This window comes from Mycobacterium sp., from assembly GCF_035570115.1.
GTDB lineage: Bacteria > Actinomycetota > Actinomycetes > Mycobacteriales > Mycobacteriaceae > Mycobacterium.
Genome location: NZ_DATMLH010000276.1, coordinates 1 through 16,413, shown reverse-complemented (window position 1 = coordinate 16,413; position 16,413 = coordinate 1). Strand labels below are relative to the sequence as shown.

The window sequence follows — 16,413 nt, the reverse complement described above, 5'->3', positions numbered from 1 at the left end:
ACGCCACGCGCGGAGGTCCGTTGGTATTCGTCGACGACAATCCGGCGGTCGTCGATCTCGATGCCGGCCTGCTCGGCGTCCAGCTGATCGCCGTTGGGGCGCCGGCCGGTGGCCACCAACACGGCGTCGGTGTGCAGCGTCGAACCGTCGTCGAGTTCCAGCGCGATGCCCGAGCGATCTTGGTGGGAACCGACAACGTTGCGGTGGCTGCGCAATTCCCATTTGGACGACGCGATGCGGGTGAATCGTCTGCTCAGCGTGTCATCCAGGTGCCGAAGCAGTGCGCCGCCGCGGATCACCAAGGTGATCCGGACGCCGAGCGCGGAGAAGATATGTGCGAATTCGGCTGCCACGAAGCCGCCTCCGACGATGACCAGGTGTCGGGGCAGCTCCGGTATCCGCATGATGTCGTCGCTGGTGTGATAGCGGACCCCGCAGTCCAGGATGGCCTGCGGGACCACTGCTCGCGATCCCGCGGCGATCACCACCCGCTCGGCGATGAACTGCTCGCCGTCGTCGGTGCGCAGCAGGTAGCGACCGTCGGACTGAACCGCCCCGAAACGGGTGTGCCGGTCGTAGACGTCCACATTGGGCTCCGACCGGCGGTAGTCCTCACCGCCGATCGCGATCGGGTCGATGCGCCCGAAGACGCGCGAGACGATGTCGTCCCACCGCACCCGGTCGATGTGCGCGTCGACGCCGTAACGCGCTGCTGCGCGGATCGTTTCGGCGACCTCTGCGACGTAGACGAACATCTTGGTCGGTATGCATCCGACGTTGAGGCAGGTTCCGCCGAACGTTCCCTGCTCGCAGATCGCGACGCGTTTGTTCGCATAGCGCTCGTCGAGAATGCTGTTGCCTGAACCGGTTCCGATGATCGCGAGGTCGTAGGTTTCCATCCGGTAGCCCTTCAGCCGTTCTGGGACGCGACGTTGGAGGGGGCACCGAGGTTGTCATCCAGCCAAGTGTCCAGCTGCTGGTAAGCCACTTGCCGGGGCTGCGGCATCGACAAGAACACATCGTGCTTGGCGTCGCTCACCGGAACGATGGTGCTGCGGTTGCCGATGCAGCCGGCCCAGCGCGCGATATGTCTCACGTCGAGAACCGCGTCGCCGCATTGCAGAGCGATTTCGTCGGCGGTCTCCCTCACGCTGTGATCTGAGCGCAGGATCAGGTTGGGCACGCCGACGTCGAGCCCGCGATGCAGCCGCGCCTGACCACGTCGGATCGCGCGTAGCCAGCCGAAGGTGATGGGGAAGCCGCCCAGCGGTTTCCACTGCAGGTTGTAGTCGAACTCGCCGTCGTAGTCCCGGTGCAGGCTGGCGCCATAACCGCCGACCCCGTCGCCCGGCGCCCGGGCAACCCGCTTATCGCCGGCTCGCGCGATCGCGGCGATCAGCGCCGCCGTCGTCGGCCAGCGCAGCACCCCCGGACCGGGCAGATCCAGAAATGGGCTGTTGAGCACCAGCCCCGCGACGCCGGTTCGGGCTGTCGCGCCGCGCCGCCGCAGCCGGTCCAGCCACAGCGACACGATCAATCCGCCGGCGGAATGCCCGTACACCAGCACTCGGCCGGAACCGGTCTGCTCGCCGATGACCGCCAGCGCGCGGTCCAGCTCGGCGTCGTAGCGGGCCAGATCGGTGGTGAAGTGCGGGGTTTGGCCGGTTCGCCACGACCGCCCACATTTGTCCAGGTCGAGCGCATAGAAGGCGAAGCCGCGGTCCGCGAAGTGATCGGCCAGCGCGGTGTGAAAGAAATAGTCGGTGTACCCGTGCACGGCGAGCACCGCGTCGCTCGCCGTCCCGGCGTCGCCACGACGGAGCAGTGTCGCGACGATATCGCCCTCGCCGTCGGGATCGTCACCCAGCGGGATGGTGAGCTGCCAGTAGCCGGGTAGGACATCGGGCTGCCAGCCAGTCACGCACGCCAGCTTAAAGCGTGCCCGGCTACCGCTGGCCCGCGAACGGCACTGCGGCGATCACGCCACCGCCGTTGAGCGGTGGCCCGAGCAGCACGGTCGACGTATTGGTGCCCGGGTTGTAGTCGACGAGCGATTGACCGCCCCCGCAGGAAGTCGTTGTCCGCAGGTCGAGATAGGCCCCGTTGACACCCGCCACGACGACGCTGCGGCCAGATTCCACGCCGGACACCGACACCGGCGACGTCGTGCCGTCGGGGTTGAGCTTGGCCAGGTACTGGTAGCCGCATGCCCCTTCGGCCTGCACGAACGTGCCTGAGGGGAGCTGCCATGCGCTGACGTCGCGCAGATCGGGTCCTTTCTGACCGTCGTTGACCGCGGTAAGCGCGGTGGGTGGGCTGCCGTCGATCGGCGCCAACCACAGCCGCGAGGTAAATCCGGGAGCATCGCACGCGGCGAGGACGGTCGCGAGGGTCTCGTCCCACCACCGCAGCGGGCTGCAGTTGGTCTGACCCGGGATCGCAAGCGTCGGCCCAGGAGTGCCGTCATTGCCCACCAGCGCCAGGCCCGCCGACGTGCCCAGAACGAGGCGCATCCCGTCGGGCGTCGAGAGATAGTTCCCGTTGAACGGGCTGCCGAGCTTATCGGTCGGGTAGGTGAGTTCATGGTTGCCGGCGAGGTCGACCCGATCGAGCGTCGCGAGTTTGGAGTCGGGCCCGGGCGGCACGGACAACAACAGCGCCTTGCCATTCGGGCGGGTATAGCGGGGCGACCCCTGCACGGGCAACGTCGTCTGCCCGCCGGTGTGCAGGTCGACCATGATCGCCGTCGGCGGCGTGGCGTACTGCGCGTAGAACAGGGCGTGGCTGCCGTCGCCCGACCAGTCCACTAACTCCGGACTCGCCTGCTGGCCGGGCGGCGGGAAGGTGGTGATCGGATAGCGGCCTCCCGCGGGGTCGACCAGATACAGCGTTGTAGTGGCCGTCTCACGGTTGGGTGAGCCGGGGGGGAGTGGTGCGCCGGGCCTCCCCCCGCCGGGAACCGGGCTCCAGGTGGCCAACATCCACCCCGGAACGACCTGCGACCAGGGGATGGTCGCGATCGCGGCTTCGACACCGTGCGCCGCTGGCAGTCCAGCGGGCGTCGGCGAGGCTGGGTTGCCGGATCCTCCGTGCGCGGCGTCCGAACCGGTCGACGAGGAACACCCCGCCACCAGCACAGCGGCCAGCCCGACGGCCGAAGCCAAATTTCGCCAGGTCATGGCCCACAGCGTGGCAGATCACGGTGAAATCCGAGGCACAACCTCTCGAACAACGGCGACCGAGCCGGCCGGATAACCTGGCGATCTGAACAGCCCTCGATCGCAAAGGACAAAAGCCCGTTGTCAGGCCCGTCGGACCCGAAGGTCGCAGCCACGGCCGACGTCGTGCTGGTCGGGGCCGGGATCATGAGCGCCACCCTGGGTGCGTTGTTGCGGCGGCTGGAACCCGACTGGTCGATCACGCTGGTCGAGCGACTCGACGGTGCCGCGGCCGAAAGCAGCGACCCGTGGAATAACGCGGGTACCGGGCATTCCGGGCTCTGCGAGCTGTTTTACACACCGCAGCAGTCGGACGGCTCGATCGACATCAGCAAAGCCGTGCGCGTCAACGAGCAATTTCAGGTCACCCGCCAGTTCTGGGCTTACGCCGCAGAGAACGGCATCCTGTCCGACGTGCGCGGCTTCCTTCGTCCGATTCCGCATGTCAGCTTCGTGCAGGGGGCAGAGCGCGTCGGCTACCTGCGCCGCCGCCGACACGCGCTGGCCGCCAACCCGCTGTTTGGCCACACCGAGTGGATCGACGACGCCGACGAATTCGCCCGTCGGCTGCCGTTGATGGCGGCCGGGCGGGATTTTTCCGACCCCACCAAACCCATTGCCCTCGAATGGGCCGCCGATGGCACCGACGTCGACTTCGGCGCTCTGTCCAGACAGCTCATCGGCTACGCCGTTCGCAACGGCACAACCGTGTTGTTCGGCCAGGAGGTCCGCAACCTGGCCCGGCAACGCGACGGCAGCTGGACACTGACGATTCACAACCGCCGCACCGGTGAAAACCGAAAGCTGAACGCCAAATTCGTCTTTGTCGGTGCAGGCGGACAGGCGCTGCCGCTGTTGCAGAAGTCTGGCATCGAAGAGGCCAGGGGATTTGGCGGCTTTCCGATCGCCGGAAAGTTCCTGCGCAGTGGCAATCCCGCGGTCACGGCCGCGCACCGGGCTAAGGTCTACGGCTTGCCCGCGGTCGGCGCACCGGCGATGACGGCGGCGCATCTGGACGCCCGGATCGTCAACGGCCGGCCATGGCTGCTGTTTGGGCCGTTCGCCGGGTGGTCGCCGAAATTCCTGAAACACGGCCGCGTCACGGATCTGCCGCGCTCTGTCACGCCGGGCAATCTGGCGACCATCATCGGCGCCGGCGTCAACCAGATGAAATTGGTCAACTATCTGATCGGCCAACTGCAGTTGTCACAACCCGCCCGGGTCAGCGCGCTGCGAGAATTCGCACCCACCGCGAAGACTTGCGATTGGGAGCTGACCAGGGCCGGTCAACGGGTGCAGGTCATCCGTCCGGACAAGCGCAAGGGTGGGGTACTGGAATTCGACACCACCGTGCTGGGCGCCGCCGACGGCAGCATCGCCGGCCTGATCGGAGCGTCGCCGGGGGCCTCGACCGCGGTATCGGCGATGCTCGACGTGCTGCAGCGGTGCTTTTCCGACCGGTACCAGGCTTGGCTGCCTACCCTTAAAGACATGGTGCCGTCGTTGGGAGCCGAACTCTCCGGTGAACCGGCGCTGTTCGAGGAGGTGTGGTCATGGGCCAGCAAGGCCTTAGGGCTTAACCCTGATTGCCCGCCTTGCCCCCGCAAGCGGGTGGGGGTACCCGCGCCCGCGCAGCGGCGAGGGGGCGTGCCCCCACCTCAGGCCGCTGCGCGGCCGGCATCGTCGGTGGGCGACTCGGCGGGCGAGCCATGACCGCTGCATTGCACCGGGCATGGGCCAAAGACCTTGACGTGCCGACGCTTTACGCGCTGCTCAAGCTGCGGGTGGAGGTCTTCGTGGTGGAACAGGCCCGTCCATATCCCGAGTTGGACGGGCGCGATCTGCTCGCCGAAACCCGGCATTTCTGGCTGGAGGCCCCTGACGGCGAGGTGATCTGCACGCTGCGGCTAATGGAGGAGCATGCGGGCGGACACAAGGCATTTCGGCTCGGCCGGCTGTGCACCGAACGCAGCGCGCGCGGCCAGGGCCACACCACCCGGTTGTTGCGCGCGGCGCTGGCCGAGGTGGGCGACTATCCGTGCCGGATCAATGCGCAGATCTATTTAACGGACATGTATGCCCAGCACGGATTCGTCCGTGACGGCGACGACTTCCTCGACGACGGGGTTCCGCACGTGCCCATGGTGCGGCACGGCGCCGGCCCGGTGGGTGGGCACGGCGCCGGTCCGGTGGGCCAGCCGTGAAAACCTACCCCTTCAGCGCGATCGTCGGACACGACCAGCTGCGGCTGGCGCTGATTTTGTGTGCGGTGCGCCCGGAGATCGGCGGGGTGCTGATCCGTGGCGAGAAGGGCACCGCCAAGTCGACGGCCGTGCGCGGCCTGGCCGCACTGCTTTCGGCAGCGAGTGACCCGGCCGGCGCTGACGCTCGTCTGGTCGAGTTGCCGATCGGTGCCACCGAGGACCGGGTAATCGGCTCACTGGATCTGCAGCGGGTGCTGCGCGACGGCGAGCACGCATTCTCACCAGGCCTGCTGTCCCGTGCCCACGGCGGTGTGCTCTATGTCGACGAGGTGAATCTGCTGCACGACCACCTGGTCGATCTGCTGCTGGATGCCGCCGCGATGGGGCGAGTGCACATTGAGCGCGACGGGATCTCGCATTCGCACGAGGCTCGGTTCGTGCTGATCGGCACGATGAATCCAGAGGAGGGCGAGTTACGCCCGCAGCTGCTGGACCGGTTCGGCCTCACCGTCGACGTGCACGCGTCGCGGGACATCGACGTCCGGACACAGGTGATTCGGCAGCGGATGGACTATGAGGCGGACCCGGACGCTTTCGCGCAGCGTTATGCCGCCGACGACGCCGAACTTGCCCGCCGAGTCGCCTCCGCGCGCGAGCTTGTCGACGATGTGGTATTGCCGGACAACGAGTTACGGCGGATCGCAGCACTGTGCGCCGCGTTCGACGTCGACGGCATGCGGGCTGATCTGGTGATTGCCCGAACCGCGGTTGCCCACGCGGCGTGGTGTGGCTGCGACACGGTGAGCGAGCAGGACATTCGGGTGGCCGCCGAGTTGGCGCTGCCGCACCGGCGCCGGCGTGACCCGTTCGACGATCCCGGAATCGACCCGGGGCAACTTGACGCTGCATTGGCGGAGGCGGCCGGCCCGCCCGATGATCCCGAGCCCGACCCCGAACCGCCCGGTGGTGGCCAAAGCATGAATGACGCTGAACATCAGAATGATTCGCCGCTCCCAAAAACACACGCGAAGCCCAGCGACACTCCGTCGGCGACTTTCCGAACCCGTGCGCTGACTGTGCCCGGCGTCGGTGCTGGCGCGCCGGGCCGTCGATCGCGGGCCCGCAACGCCTCGGGCAGCGCGGTGGCTGCCACCGACTCGCAGGCCGAGGGACATGGCCTGCATCTGTTCGCCACCGTGTTGGCTGCTGCCGAACATGCCGAGGGAGCGGGTCGGCTGCGGCTGCAACCGGCCGATGTGCGCCGAGCGGTCCGGGAGGGCCGCGAAGGCAACCTGGTCATCTTCGTCGTCGACGCATCCGGGTCGATGGCGGCCCGAGACCGGATGGCTGCGGTGAGTGGCGCTACTTTGTCGCTGTTGCGCGACGCCTATCAGCGGCGCGACAAGGTTGCGGTGATCACCTTCCGCGCGCAGGAAGCGCGGCTGCTACTGCCGCCGACGACGTCGGCGCACATCGCCGGGCGGCGGCTGTCGCGCTTCGACACCGGCGGCCAAACTCCCCTTGCGGAAGGTCTGCTCGCCGCACGCGAACTGCTGGTCCGCGAAAAGGTGCGCGATCGGGCCCGACGCCCCCTGGTGGTGGTGCTCACCGACGGCCGGGCCAATGCCGGACGAGACCCGTTGGGCCGCAGCCGATCAGCGGCGGCGCTGCTGGTCGCCGAAGGCACGGCCGCGGTGGTCGTCGACTGTGAAACGTCGTATGTCCGGCTCGGTTTGGCACAGCAGTTGGCGGCGCAGCTTGGCGCCCCGTCGGTGCGGCTGGAACAGCTGCGAGCCGACTATCTGACCCGGGCCGTGCGCGGCGCGGCCTGAACCGCCGAGAGGTAACCGCTTATGCCACAGGGTCGTCCGCTTGCGGTCCCCGAGGACGGGCTGAGCACCCGAGCCAGACGCAACCTGCCGGTGCTGGCTGTACACACCGGCGCGGGCAAAGGAAAGTCGACGGCCGCCTTCGGAATGGCGTTGCGGGCATGGAACTCCGGTTTGAGCGTCGCGGTGTTCCAGTTCGTCAAGAGCGACAAGTGGAAGGTCGGTGAGGAGGCGGCGTTCCGCCAGCTGGGGCGGCTGCATGAGGAGCATGGGCTGGGTGGGCCGGTGGAATGGCACAAGATGGGCACCGGCTGGTCCTGGATACGTAAGTCACCCAAGACCGGCAGCGACGACGACCACGCCGCGGCAGCCGCGGACGGCTGGGCCGAGATCGCCCGCCGGCTGGCCGCGGGGCGCCACGACTTCTACGTGCTCGACGAGTTCACCTATCCGCTGAAGTGGGGCTGGGTCGACGTCGAGGAGGTGGTGCAGACGCTGCTCGCCCGACCGGGCCGCCAGCATGTGGTGATCACCGGTCGCGACGCTCCCTCGCGGTTGGTCGACGTCGCCGACCTCGTCACCGAGATGACCAAGGTCAAGCACCCGATGGATGCCGGCCGCAAAGGCCAGAAGGGCATCGAGTGGTGACGGTCCCCGCTGTCATGATCGCCGCACCCGCGTCGGGCAGCGGAAAGACCACCGTCGCGACGGGCTTGATCGGCGCGATGCGGCAGGCAGGGCATGTCGTGGCTCCCTTCAAGGTCGGCCCGGACTTCATCGACCCGGGGTATCACGCGCTGGCAGCCGGCCGCGTTGGTCGCAACTTGGATCCGGTTCTGGTGGGGGAGCAGCTGATCGGGCCGCTCTACGCGCACGGTGCTGCCGGCGCGGACATCGCCGTAATCGAAGGAGTGATGGGACTTTTCGATGGTCGCATCGACTCCGGCGCGCGCATACCGGCGTCCGGGTCCTCCGCACACGTCGCGGCCATGCTCGCCGTTCCGGTTGTCCTGGTGGTCGATGCGCGCGGCCAAAGCCAGAGCATCGCGGCGCTTCTGCACGGGTTTTCGACATTCGATCCCGCGACCCGCATTGCCGGCGTCGTGCTCAACCGGGTGGGGTCGGCACGACATGAGCAGGTGCTGCGGCAGGCATGCGAGCAGGCCGGTGTCCCAGTACTGGGCGCGATTCCGCGCCGCGACGAATTAGAGGTGCCGTCGCGGTATCTGGGTTTGGTCACCGCCGTTGAATACGATCGGCGTGCGCGGGACGCGGTCGCGGCGATGACGAATCTGATCGCCCGTCACGTCGATGTCGGCGCCGTGTTCGGGCTCGCCCAGTGCCGTGTCGCCGATCCGGCGTGGGACCCGTCGGCCGTTGTGGCCGAACCCGTCACCGAGCCGGTCACGGTGGCGTTAGCCGGCGGAAAGGCGTTCAGTTTCGGTTATGCCGAACACGCCGAGATGGTCCAGGCATGCGGCGCCGACGTCAAGGAGTTCGACCCGCTCGTCGAACCGCTGCCTGACGGCACCGACGCGGTGCTGTTGCCCGGCGGCTTCCCCGAGCAATTCGCCGCCGAACTGTCGGGTAATGACGTCGCCCGGCGCCAGGTCAACGCGTTGGCGGCCGCCAACGCGCCGATTCACGCCGAATGCGCCGGGCTGCTATACCTGGTTTCCGAGCTCGACGGGCATCCGATGTGCGGCGTGCTGGCCGGATCGGCACGCTTCACCGAGCACCTCACCTTGGCCTATCGCGACGCTGTCGCGGTGACCGATTCGCCACTGTACCGCGCAGGCCAGCGGGTCGTCGGACACGAATTCCACCGCACCGCAGTCACATTCACCGACGCCTACCAGCCAGCGTGGATATATCGGGGCGCAAACGTGGATGCCGTGCGCGATGGCGCGGTCCACGACCGAGTGCACGCTTCGTATCTGCACACGCATCCGGCTGCGACCCCCGAGGCGGTGGCGCGCTTCGTGGCCCACGCCGCAGCTGCGAAAATCGCCGGGTGACGACGCCGGAGAACCCCTATCTGGTCGGCCTGCGGCTGGCCGGCAAGAAGGTTGTCGTGGTCGGCGGCGGCACCGTGGCTCAACGCCGGCTTCCGCTGCTCATCGCCAGCGGAGCAGACGTGCACGTCATCACCCGTACGGCCACCCGCGCGGTCGAGGCGATGAACGCGATTACCTTGTCGCTGCGCGAGTATCGCGATGGCGATTTGGCCGGCGCATGGTATGCGATCGCGGCCACGGACGACGCGCAAGTGAACTCGGCGGTGGTTGCCGAGGCCGACCGGCACCGAATCTTCTGCGTCCGCGCCGATATCGCGGTCGAGGGCACCGCCGTGACTCCGGCATCGTTTAGCTATGCCGGCCTGTCGGTGGGAGTCCTGGCTGGTGGCGAGCACCGTCGTTCGGCGGCAATCCGCTCGGCGATCCGCGAGGCACTGCAGCAGGGGGTCATCACCGCCGAGAGCACCGATGTGGTGCGCGGCGGGGTGGCGCTGGTCGGCGGCGGGCCCGGAGATCCGGAACTGATCACCGTCCGCGGCCGGCGGCTGCTCACCCAGGCCGACGTCGTCGTCGCCGATCGGCTGGCGCCGCCGGAGCTGCTCGCCGAGCTGCCCCCGCACGTCGAGGTGATCGACGCCGCCAAAATCCCCTACGGGCGGGCGATGGCTCAGGACGCCATCAACGCCGTCATGATCGAGCGGGCCCGGGCCGGTCAGTTTGTGGTGCGCCTCAAGGGGGGCGACCCGTTCGTGTTCGCGCGCGGATACGAGGAGCTGCTGGCGTGTGTCGATGCCGGCGTTCCGGTGACGGTGGTCCCCGGTGTGACGAGTGCCATAGCGGTGCCCGCGTCGGTGGGTGTTCCGGTCACTCACCGCGGCCTAAATCACGAGTTTGTGGTGGTGAGCGGCCATGTTGCGCCGGGGCACCCCGAATCGTTAGTAAATTGGGACGCATTGGCGGCGATGTCCGGCACGATCGTTTTGCTGATGGCGGTGGAGCGCATCGAGCTCTTCTCCGAAGCGCTGCTGAAAGGCGGCCGACCTGCGGATACGCCGGTATTGGTGGTCCAACACGGAACGACGGCCGGCGAACATACGTTGCGGGCCACCCTCGCTGACGCGCCGGAAAAGATCCGTTCAGAGGGAATTCGGCCCCCCGCGATCATCGTGATCGGTACGGTAGCGGCATTCGGCGGTTAAAAGATTCCTAAGATTACTGTAGGGTAAGTTCTTATGACGGCTCTCAACGACGCAGAGCGGGCTGTCCACGAATGGACGTCTGAACGCTCCGAGCGAGTAGTTCATATGCCCCCAGCGCCCGCACCCAAGACGGCCGCAAGCCCTCCAAGCAGGACTTCCTCGACGTGGCGGCCGTCTCGACGCTTTTTCTCCGCCGTCATCGCCATCTGCGGAATGCAGCTGATGGCGACCATGGACGGCACCATCGCGATCGTCGCGCTTCCCAAGATTCAGAACGATTTGGGCCTGACCGATGCCGGGCGTAGCTGGGTGATCACCGCCTACGTGCTGACTTTCGGCGGTTTGATGCTGCTCGGCGGCCGCCTCGGTGACACCATCGGCCGCAAACGCACCTTCACCGTTGGGGTCGCGCTTTTCACCATCGCCTCGGCCTTGTGTGGCATCGCCTGGGATGACCCGACCCTGGTCACCGCACGGTTACTGCAGGGTGTGGGCGCGGCGATCGCCACACCCACCGGCTTGGCGCTCATCGCCACCACCTTTGCCAAGGGCCCGGCCCGTAACGCCGCGACAGCGGTGTTCGGCGCGATGGCCGGCGTCGGGTCGGTCATGGGCTTGGTCGTCGGCGGGGCGCTCACCGAGCTGTCCTGGCGGCTGGCGTTCCTGGTCAACGTGCCGATCGGACTGGTGATGATCCACCTGGCCCGCAACACGCTGCGGGAAACCCAGCGGGAGCGAATGAAGCTCGACGCCAGCGGCGCTGTCCTTGCCACACTGGCCTGCACCGCGGCCGTTTTCGCCTTCTCCGTCGGCCCGGAAAAGGGTTGGATCTCCGTCACCACTATCGGTTCGGGCGTGGTGGCCTTGGTGGCGTTCATCGCGTTCGCGATCGTCGAGCGCACCGCCGATAACCCTGTCGTGCCGTTAGACCTGTTCTTCGACCGCAACCGGCTGGCTACCTTTGTGGCGATCTTCCTGGGTGGCGGTGTGTTGTTCACGGTCACGGTGCTGATCGGCCTCTATGTGCAGGAGCTGATGGGCTACACGGCGCTGCGCGCCGGCGTCGGCTTCATCCCGTTCACCATCGCGATGGGCATCGGCCTGGGCGCCTCTTCTCAGCTGGTGTCGTGGTTTCAGCCGCGGGCCGTAGTGATCACCGGCGGAATCCTGGTGGTGGGTGCGATGGTCTACGGTTCGACGCTCGATCGCGCCATGCCGTATTTCCCGACCTTGGTGACGCTGATCACGCTCGGCGGCATCGGTATCGGCATGATCATCGTCCCGCTGGCGCTCTCGGCGATCACGGACGTCGGCTTTGACCGGATCGGGCCGACGTCGGCGATCGTGATGATGCTGCAGAACCTCGGTGGGCCGGTCGTCCTTGCCGTCATTCAGGCCGTCATCACGTCGCGCACGCTGTATTTGGGCGGCACCAATGGGCCGGTGAAGAACATGAACACCGCTCAGCTGCATGCGCTTGATCACGGCTACACCTACGGCCTGCTCTGGGTGGCCGGGGTCGCCGTCCTGACTGGCGCCGTCGCGCTGTTCATCGGATACAGCGCCAAGCAGGTGGCCCACGCTCAGGAAGTCCAGCACGCCCTCGACGTCGGAGAGATCTAGCTCTCCGACGACCACCCGCCGTGCCCGGCTGGATCGCGTTCACGGTTAGGCTTGCGCGCTGTGATCACCCGGATGTCCGAGCTGTTCTTGCGCACGCTGCGCGACGACCCCGCCGATGCCGAAGTTGCCAGCCACAAGCTGTTGATCCGCGCGGGGTACGTCCGACCGGTCGCGCCTGGGCTGTACAGCTGGCTGCCCCTCGGGTTGCGGGTCCTGCGCAACATCGAACGCGTCGTGCGGCAAGAAATGAACGCCATCGGCGGGCAGGAGATCCTCTTTCCGGCCTTGCTGCCGCGCGGACCCTACGAGACGACGAACCGCTGGACCGAGTACGGCGACGGTATTTTTCGGCTCCACGACCGTCGCGGCAACGACTATCTGCTTGCCCCGACCCACGAGGAAGTCTTCACCCTGGCGGTGAAAGGGGAGTACAGCTCCTACAAAGACTTCCCGCTGGTGCTCTACCAGATCCAGACCAAGTACCGCGACGAGGCGCGGCCTCGGGCCGGCCTGCTGCGGGTCCGCGAGTTCGTGATGAAGGACTCCTACACCTTCGACGTCGACGACGCCGGGCTCAAGGCTGCCTACCACGCGCACCGCGAGGCCTACCAGCGCATGTTGGACCGGCTGCAGGTGCGCTATGTCATCGTGTCCGCGGTATCGGGCGCGATGGGCGGGTCGGCCTCCGAGGAGTTCCTGGCCGAGAGCGCGGTCGGTGAAGACACCTTCGTGCGTTGCCCGGCATCTGGCTACGCCGCCAACGTCGAGGCGGTCGTCACCGCTCGCCCGGAAAGCCGACCGATCGACGGGCTGCCCGAGGCGGTGGTCCACGACACCGGCGACACCCCGACCATCGCGACTTTGGTCGAGTGGGCGAACAGCGCCGACTTGGGCCGCACTGTCACCGCCGCCGACACGTTGAAGAACGTCATGCTCAAGGTGCGCCAACCGGGCGGAGACTGGGAGCTGCTGGCAATCGGCGTACCGGGCGACCGCGAGGTCGACGACAAGCGGCTGGGCGCCGCCCTCGATCCAGCCGAATACAAACTGCTCGACGATGCCGACTTCACCAGGTATCCGTTTCTAGTGAAGGGATATATCGGCCCGAAATCGTTGCGCGACAACGATGTTCGTTATCTCGTCGACCCGCGCATCGTGGACGGAACCAGCTGGATCACCGGCGCCGACAAACTCGGGCAGCATGTCGTCGGGTTGGTCGCCGGCCGCGACTTCACCGCCGACGGCACCATCGAGGCCGCCGAAGTGCGCGACGGCGATCCGTCTCCCGATGGCGCCGGGCCGCTGGTCTCGGCACGCGGCATCGAGGTCGGCCACATCTTCCAGCTCGGTCGCAAGTACACCGATGCCTTCACCGTCGACGTGCTCGGTGAAGACGGCAAACCGGTGCGGGTGACCATGGGTTCTTACGGTCTCGGGGTGTCGCGGCTGGTAGCGGTCATCGCCGAACAGCACCACGACGAGCTGGGGCTGCGGTGGCCGCCCGAGGTTTCGCCGTTCGACGTGCATCTGGTGATCGCCAACAAGGATGCCGAGGCGCGCGCCGGGGCCACCGCGCTGGCCGCCGATCTGGATCGGCTGGGCATCGAGGTGCTGCTCGACGACCGGCAGGCATCGCCCGGGGTGAAGTTCAAGGACGCCGAACTGCTCGGTGTGCCGTGGATCGTCGTGGTGGGACGCGGCTGGGCGGACGGCACTGTCGAGCTGCGCAATCGGTTCACCGGCGAGACCCGTGAATTGTCGGTCGGCGCCGGGCTGGCCACCGACCTCACGGCTGCGGTGTCGGCTCGGCGCGGTTAGTCGCTGCCGGGGAAGGCCGTGGTGATCGGCCAGTCGCCCAGCGCCTGCTTCCATCGGGCGGCCAGCACGGCGCTTTGGGTCAACGCGGTCACCCCGAACCGTCGGTCTTGCGGGTCCTGCGCCTGTTCGATGACCGCCCGCCAGGCCAACTCGCTGTCCTTCTCCATTTGCGCGGCCAGGCGGGTCGCATCGGTCGGGTTGTTGACCGGCATCGGCAGTTGGTAGCCCGCGGCGGCCACCGGGGCGCTGACCGAGCGGGCGGCGAGCATCGCGATCACCTGGTCACGCCGTTGGCGATGCTGGTTCAGCGCAAAAGACACCAGGCTGTTGGCGTCGGGCTGGCAGTGGGCGGACACGATGCCGTAGCCGTAGATCACGGAGTGCTCGGTGGTCAGTGCGGCGCACAGCGCGGTGTCGTAGGGCGTGTCGTGGCCTGATGGCTCAGCGGACGTCATGAGGCCGATCCTCCGAACACCAGCGCAACGCTGTAGGCCGCCGTGCACGCGGCGGCGATGGAGCCGAGCAAGCCCGCCCGATATCCCGACGACGTGGTGGCCAGATGGGTGGCGCTGGCCGCGGAGGTGCGCAACGAATTGGTCACGTCGGACAGCGACGGTGGGGGCGCCGCGGCGGCCGAGGTGGTGGGTGTCGGGCTGGTGGTCTGACTGGAGGTGGATGTCGGGTTGACGGCGAGACGGGCGATCTCAGTGGCCAGCGCCTGTGCGTGTCGAGCGCGTTCGGAGGCAACCTCGGTCAGCGCCGCGCTAACCGGCTGGGCCGCGGCCGCGGCTGCCGCGGTGGCCAGCTCGCTGTCATGCCGGGCCAGTTTCAATTGCGATTCGAGTTCGTCGACCGCCGGCGGTGCGGGCGGCGAACTGCAGGCGGACCCCGTGATCCCGAGCAGGGCGAGAGCGGCGCCGCCGGCCAGTACCCGCCGCCTGCTGACCGCCGGGCTGACAACGGACGGCGTGCGTGGCACAGCAACATCCTGCCATTGCTCTGACCGGGCCTTGCACAGCCCGGCGTAACGCCGGGTAAGCCAGCCGCGATCAGGGTTTGTACGGCATTCCTGGCGTATCGTTATTGGTTGCGCCGTGGACGCGCTGAATCGTGCGAACCGGAGCACCGCCGGACCGGACAACTCAAGATGAGGAGCTCGCCGTGGCCATCGGGCTACCGTCACAGACGCAGGTGATCGAGCTACTCGATGGTGAGTTCGCGCGCGCAGGCTACGAAATTGAGGATGTCGTCATCGATGTGCGGTCCCGTCCGCCGCGAATAACCGTGATTGCCGACGGCGACACCGCCCTCGATCTGGACACCATCACCACGCTGTCCCGTTCCGCGTCGACCTTGCTGGATGCGGTGAAAAGCATTGCGGGTGGCTATGTGCTGGAAATCAGCTCGCCTGGCGTGGACCGCCCGCTGACCACCGAGAAGCACTTCCGCCGCGCGCGGGGCCGCAAGGTCGAACTGGCGCTGGCCGACGAAACGCAAATCACCGGACGAGTTGGCGAGATATCCGATAACACGCTGATGCTGGTGGTCCGCGACGAGCGGGCCCGGGACTGGGCGGTGCGTCCGGTGCCGATCGGTGATATCCGGAAAGCTGTTGTCCAGGTTGAGTTTTCGCCTCCGTCCAAACGCGAACTGGAGCTAGCGGCTGCCGATCGGAGTGCGGAGACGGGAGGCAGAACATGAACATCGACATGGCCGCTCTGCACGCGATCGTGGTGGAACGAGGAATCTCGTTCGACGACTTGCTCGAGGACGTCAAGGCCGCGGTGCTCAGCGCTTACCGGCACTCCGAGGGCCACCAGCCGGATGCGCATATCGAAATCGACCGCAAAACCGGTGCCGTCCAGGTGTTCGCTCGTGAGCTCGACGACGACGGGATCGTGCTCAGCGAATGGGAGGACACTCCGGAGGGTTTCGGCCGGATTGCCGCCACCACCGCAAGGCAGGTGATGCTGCAGCGGCTCCGCGACGCGGAGAACGAGCGCAATTACGGCGAGTTCTCCACCCATGAGGGCGAGATCGTCGCCGGTGTGATCCAACGCGATAGCCGGGCCAACTCGCGTGGTCTGGTTGTCGTCCGGCTGGGCAGCGAGACCAAAGGGTCTGAGGGTGTGATCCCGGCGGCAGAACAGGTACCGGGTGAGGCTTACGAGCACGGGGACCGGGTGCGCTGCTACGTGGTGGGTGTGAGCCGCGGTGTCCGCGAGCCGGTGATCACATTATCCCGCACGCATCCCAACCTGGTGCGCAAGCTGTTCTCGCTGGAAGTCCCCGAGATCGCCGACGGGTCGGTGGAGATTATCGCGGTGGCACGCGAAGCCGGTCACCGCTCGAAGATCGCGGTTGCTTCACGGGTTCCGGGCCTGAACGCCAAGGGCGCCTGCATCGGCCCGATGGGCCAGCGGGTGCGCAACGTGATGAGCGAGCTGTCCGGGGAGAAGATCGACATCATCGACTTCGACGACGACCCGGCGCGCTTTGTCGCT

15 protein-coding genes are annotated in these 16,413 nt (G+C 67.3%); 10 read left to right on the top strand and 5 right to left on the bottom strand.

The window, feature by feature from the left end; translation table 11 throughout:
• The 3 genes from VNW74_RS26335 to VNW74_RS26325 form a co-directional block, all read right to left on the bottom strand.
• Positions 1 to 899: FAD-dependent oxidoreductase (locus VNW74_RS26335; RefSeq protein ID WP_325682328.1), on the bottom strand; the 899-nt coding region annotated here is incomplete at its 3' end.
• Positions 900 to 910: 11 nt separating this feature from the next.
• The gene (locus VNW74_RS26330; protein WP_325682326.1) at positions 911 to 1,921 is read right to left on the bottom strand and encodes an alpha/beta hydrolase; all 1,011 of its coding nucleotides are present in this window, start codon (positions 1,919 to 1,921) and stop codon (positions 911 to 913) included.
• A gap of 25 nt (positions 1,922 to 1,946) precedes the next feature.
• Positions 1,947 to 3,179, bottom strand: coding sequence for a hypothetical protein (locus VNW74_RS26325; protein WP_325682324.1), 1,233 nt, complete (start codon positions 3,177 to 3,179; stop codon positions 1,947 to 1,949).
• Between the two features lie 120 nt (positions 3,180 to 3,299).
• Here VNW74_RS26325 and mqo point away from each other — a divergent pair, with 120 nt between their 5' ends.
• Genes mqo through VNW74_RS26285 form a run of 8 tightly spaced genes read left to right on the top strand, consistent with a single transcriptional unit; the run spans position 3,300 to position 13,909 of the window.
• Complete coding sequence (mqo, locus tag VNW74_RS26320; protein ID WP_325682323.1) at positions 3,300 to 4,931, top strand: malate dehydrogenase (quinone); 1,632 nt, start codon at positions 3,300 to 3,302, stop codon at positions 4,929 to 4,931.
• Positions 4,928 to 5,422, top strand: a complete 495-nt coding sequence (locus VNW74_RS26315) for a GNAT family N-acetyltransferase (RefSeq protein WP_325682321.1) — start codon at positions 4,928 to 4,930, stop codon at positions 5,420 to 5,422. Before mqo ends, VNW74_RS26315 begins: the two co-directional genes overlap by 4 nt.
• Positions 5,419 to 7,254 (top strand): magnesium chelatase subunit D family protein, encoded by a 1,836-nt coding sequence (locus VNW74_RS26310; RefSeq protein WP_325682319.1) that lies wholly within the window; start codon positions 5,419 to 5,421, stop codon positions 7,252 to 7,254. Before VNW74_RS26315 ends, VNW74_RS26310 begins: the two co-directional genes overlap by 4 nt.
• A gap of 21 nt (positions 7,255 to 7,275) precedes the next feature.
• The gene (gene cobO, locus VNW74_RS26305) at positions 7,276 to 7,899 is read left to right on the top strand and encodes a cob(I)yrinic acid a,c-diamide adenosyltransferase (protein WP_325682317.1); all 624 of its coding nucleotides are present in this window, start codon (positions 7,276 to 7,278) and stop codon (positions 7,897 to 7,899) included.
• Entirely contained in the window at positions 7,896 to 9,269 is a 1,374-nt protein-coding gene (locus VNW74_RS26300) for a cobyrinate a,c-diamide synthase (RefSeq protein ID WP_325682315.1), read from the top strand. The genes cobO and VNW74_RS26300 overlap by 4 nt, the downstream gene beginning before the upstream one ends.
• Positions 9,266 to 10,468, top strand: a complete 1,203-nt coding sequence (gene cobA / locus VNW74_RS26295) for a uroporphyrinogen-III C-methyltransferase (protein WP_325682313.1) — start codon at positions 9,266 to 9,268, stop codon at positions 10,466 to 10,468. The genes VNW74_RS26300 and cobA overlap by 4 nt, the downstream gene beginning before the upstream one ends.
• A gap of 33 nt (positions 10,469 to 10,501) precedes the next feature.
• Positions 10,502 to 12,091, top strand: coding sequence for an MFS transporter (locus VNW74_RS26290; protein ID WP_325682311.1), 1,590 nt, complete (start codon positions 10,502 to 10,504; stop codon positions 12,089 to 12,091).
• Positions 12,092 to 12,151: 60 nt separating this feature from the next.
• Entirely contained in the window at positions 12,152 to 13,909 is a 1,758-nt protein-coding gene (locus tag VNW74_RS26285; protein WP_325682309.1) for a proline--tRNA ligase, read from the top strand.
• Here VNW74_RS26285 and VNW74_RS26280 read toward each other — a convergent pair.
• Both VNW74_RS26280 and VNW74_RS26275 read right to left on the bottom strand, forming a co-directional pair.
• Positions 13,906 to 14,364, bottom strand: a complete 459-nt coding sequence (locus VNW74_RS26280) for a ferritin-like domain-containing protein (RefSeq protein WP_325682307.1) — start codon at positions 14,362 to 14,364, stop codon at positions 13,906 to 13,908. The two genes, VNW74_RS26285 and VNW74_RS26280, sit on opposite strands and share 4 nt — an antisense overlap.
• Entirely contained in the window at positions 14,361 to 14,888 is a 528-nt protein-coding gene (locus VNW74_RS26275; protein WP_325682305.1) for a hypothetical protein, read from the bottom strand. The genes VNW74_RS26280 and VNW74_RS26275 overlap by 4 nt, the downstream gene beginning before the upstream one ends.
• Before the next feature lie 182 nt (positions 14,889 to 15,070).
• On the opposite strand from VNW74_RS26275, the gene rimP reads away from it, so the two are divergent.
• Together rimP and VNW74_RS26265 are read left to right on the top strand one after the other, a co-directional pair.
• Entirely contained in the window at positions 15,071 to 15,610 is a 540-nt protein-coding gene (gene rimP, locus VNW74_RS26270; protein WP_325682303.1) for a ribosome maturation factor RimP, read from the top strand.
• Positions 15,607 to 16,413: NusA N-terminal domain-containing protein (locus VNW74_RS26265; RefSeq protein WP_325682301.1), on the top strand; the 807-nt coding region annotated here is incomplete at its 3' end. The genes rimP and VNW74_RS26265, both read left to right, overlap by 4 nt.

What these genes read in the sequence shown, in the direction of transcription:
- VNW74_RS26290 (WP_325682311.1), top strand. Translation starts at nt 10,502, where the DNA reads ATGACGGCTCTCAACGACGCAGAGCGGGCTGTCCACGAATGGACGTCT.
- VNW74_RS26325 (WP_325682324.1), bottom strand. Translation starts at nt 3,179, where the DNA reads ATGACCTGGCGAAATTTGGCTTCGGCCGTCGGGCTGGCCGCTGTGCTG.
- VNW74_RS26280 (WP_325682307.1), bottom strand. Translation starts at nt 14,364, where the DNA reads ATGACGTCCGCTGAGCCATCAGGCCACGACACGCCCTACGACACCGCG.
- cobO (WP_325682317.1), top strand. Translation starts at nt 7,276, where the DNA reads ATGCCACAGGGTCGTCCGCTTGCGGTCCCCGAGGACGGGCTGAGCACC.
- VNW74_RS26315 (WP_325682321.1), top strand. Translation starts at nt 4,928, where the DNA reads ATGACCGCTGCATTGCACCGGGCATGGGCCAAAGACCTTGACGTGCCG.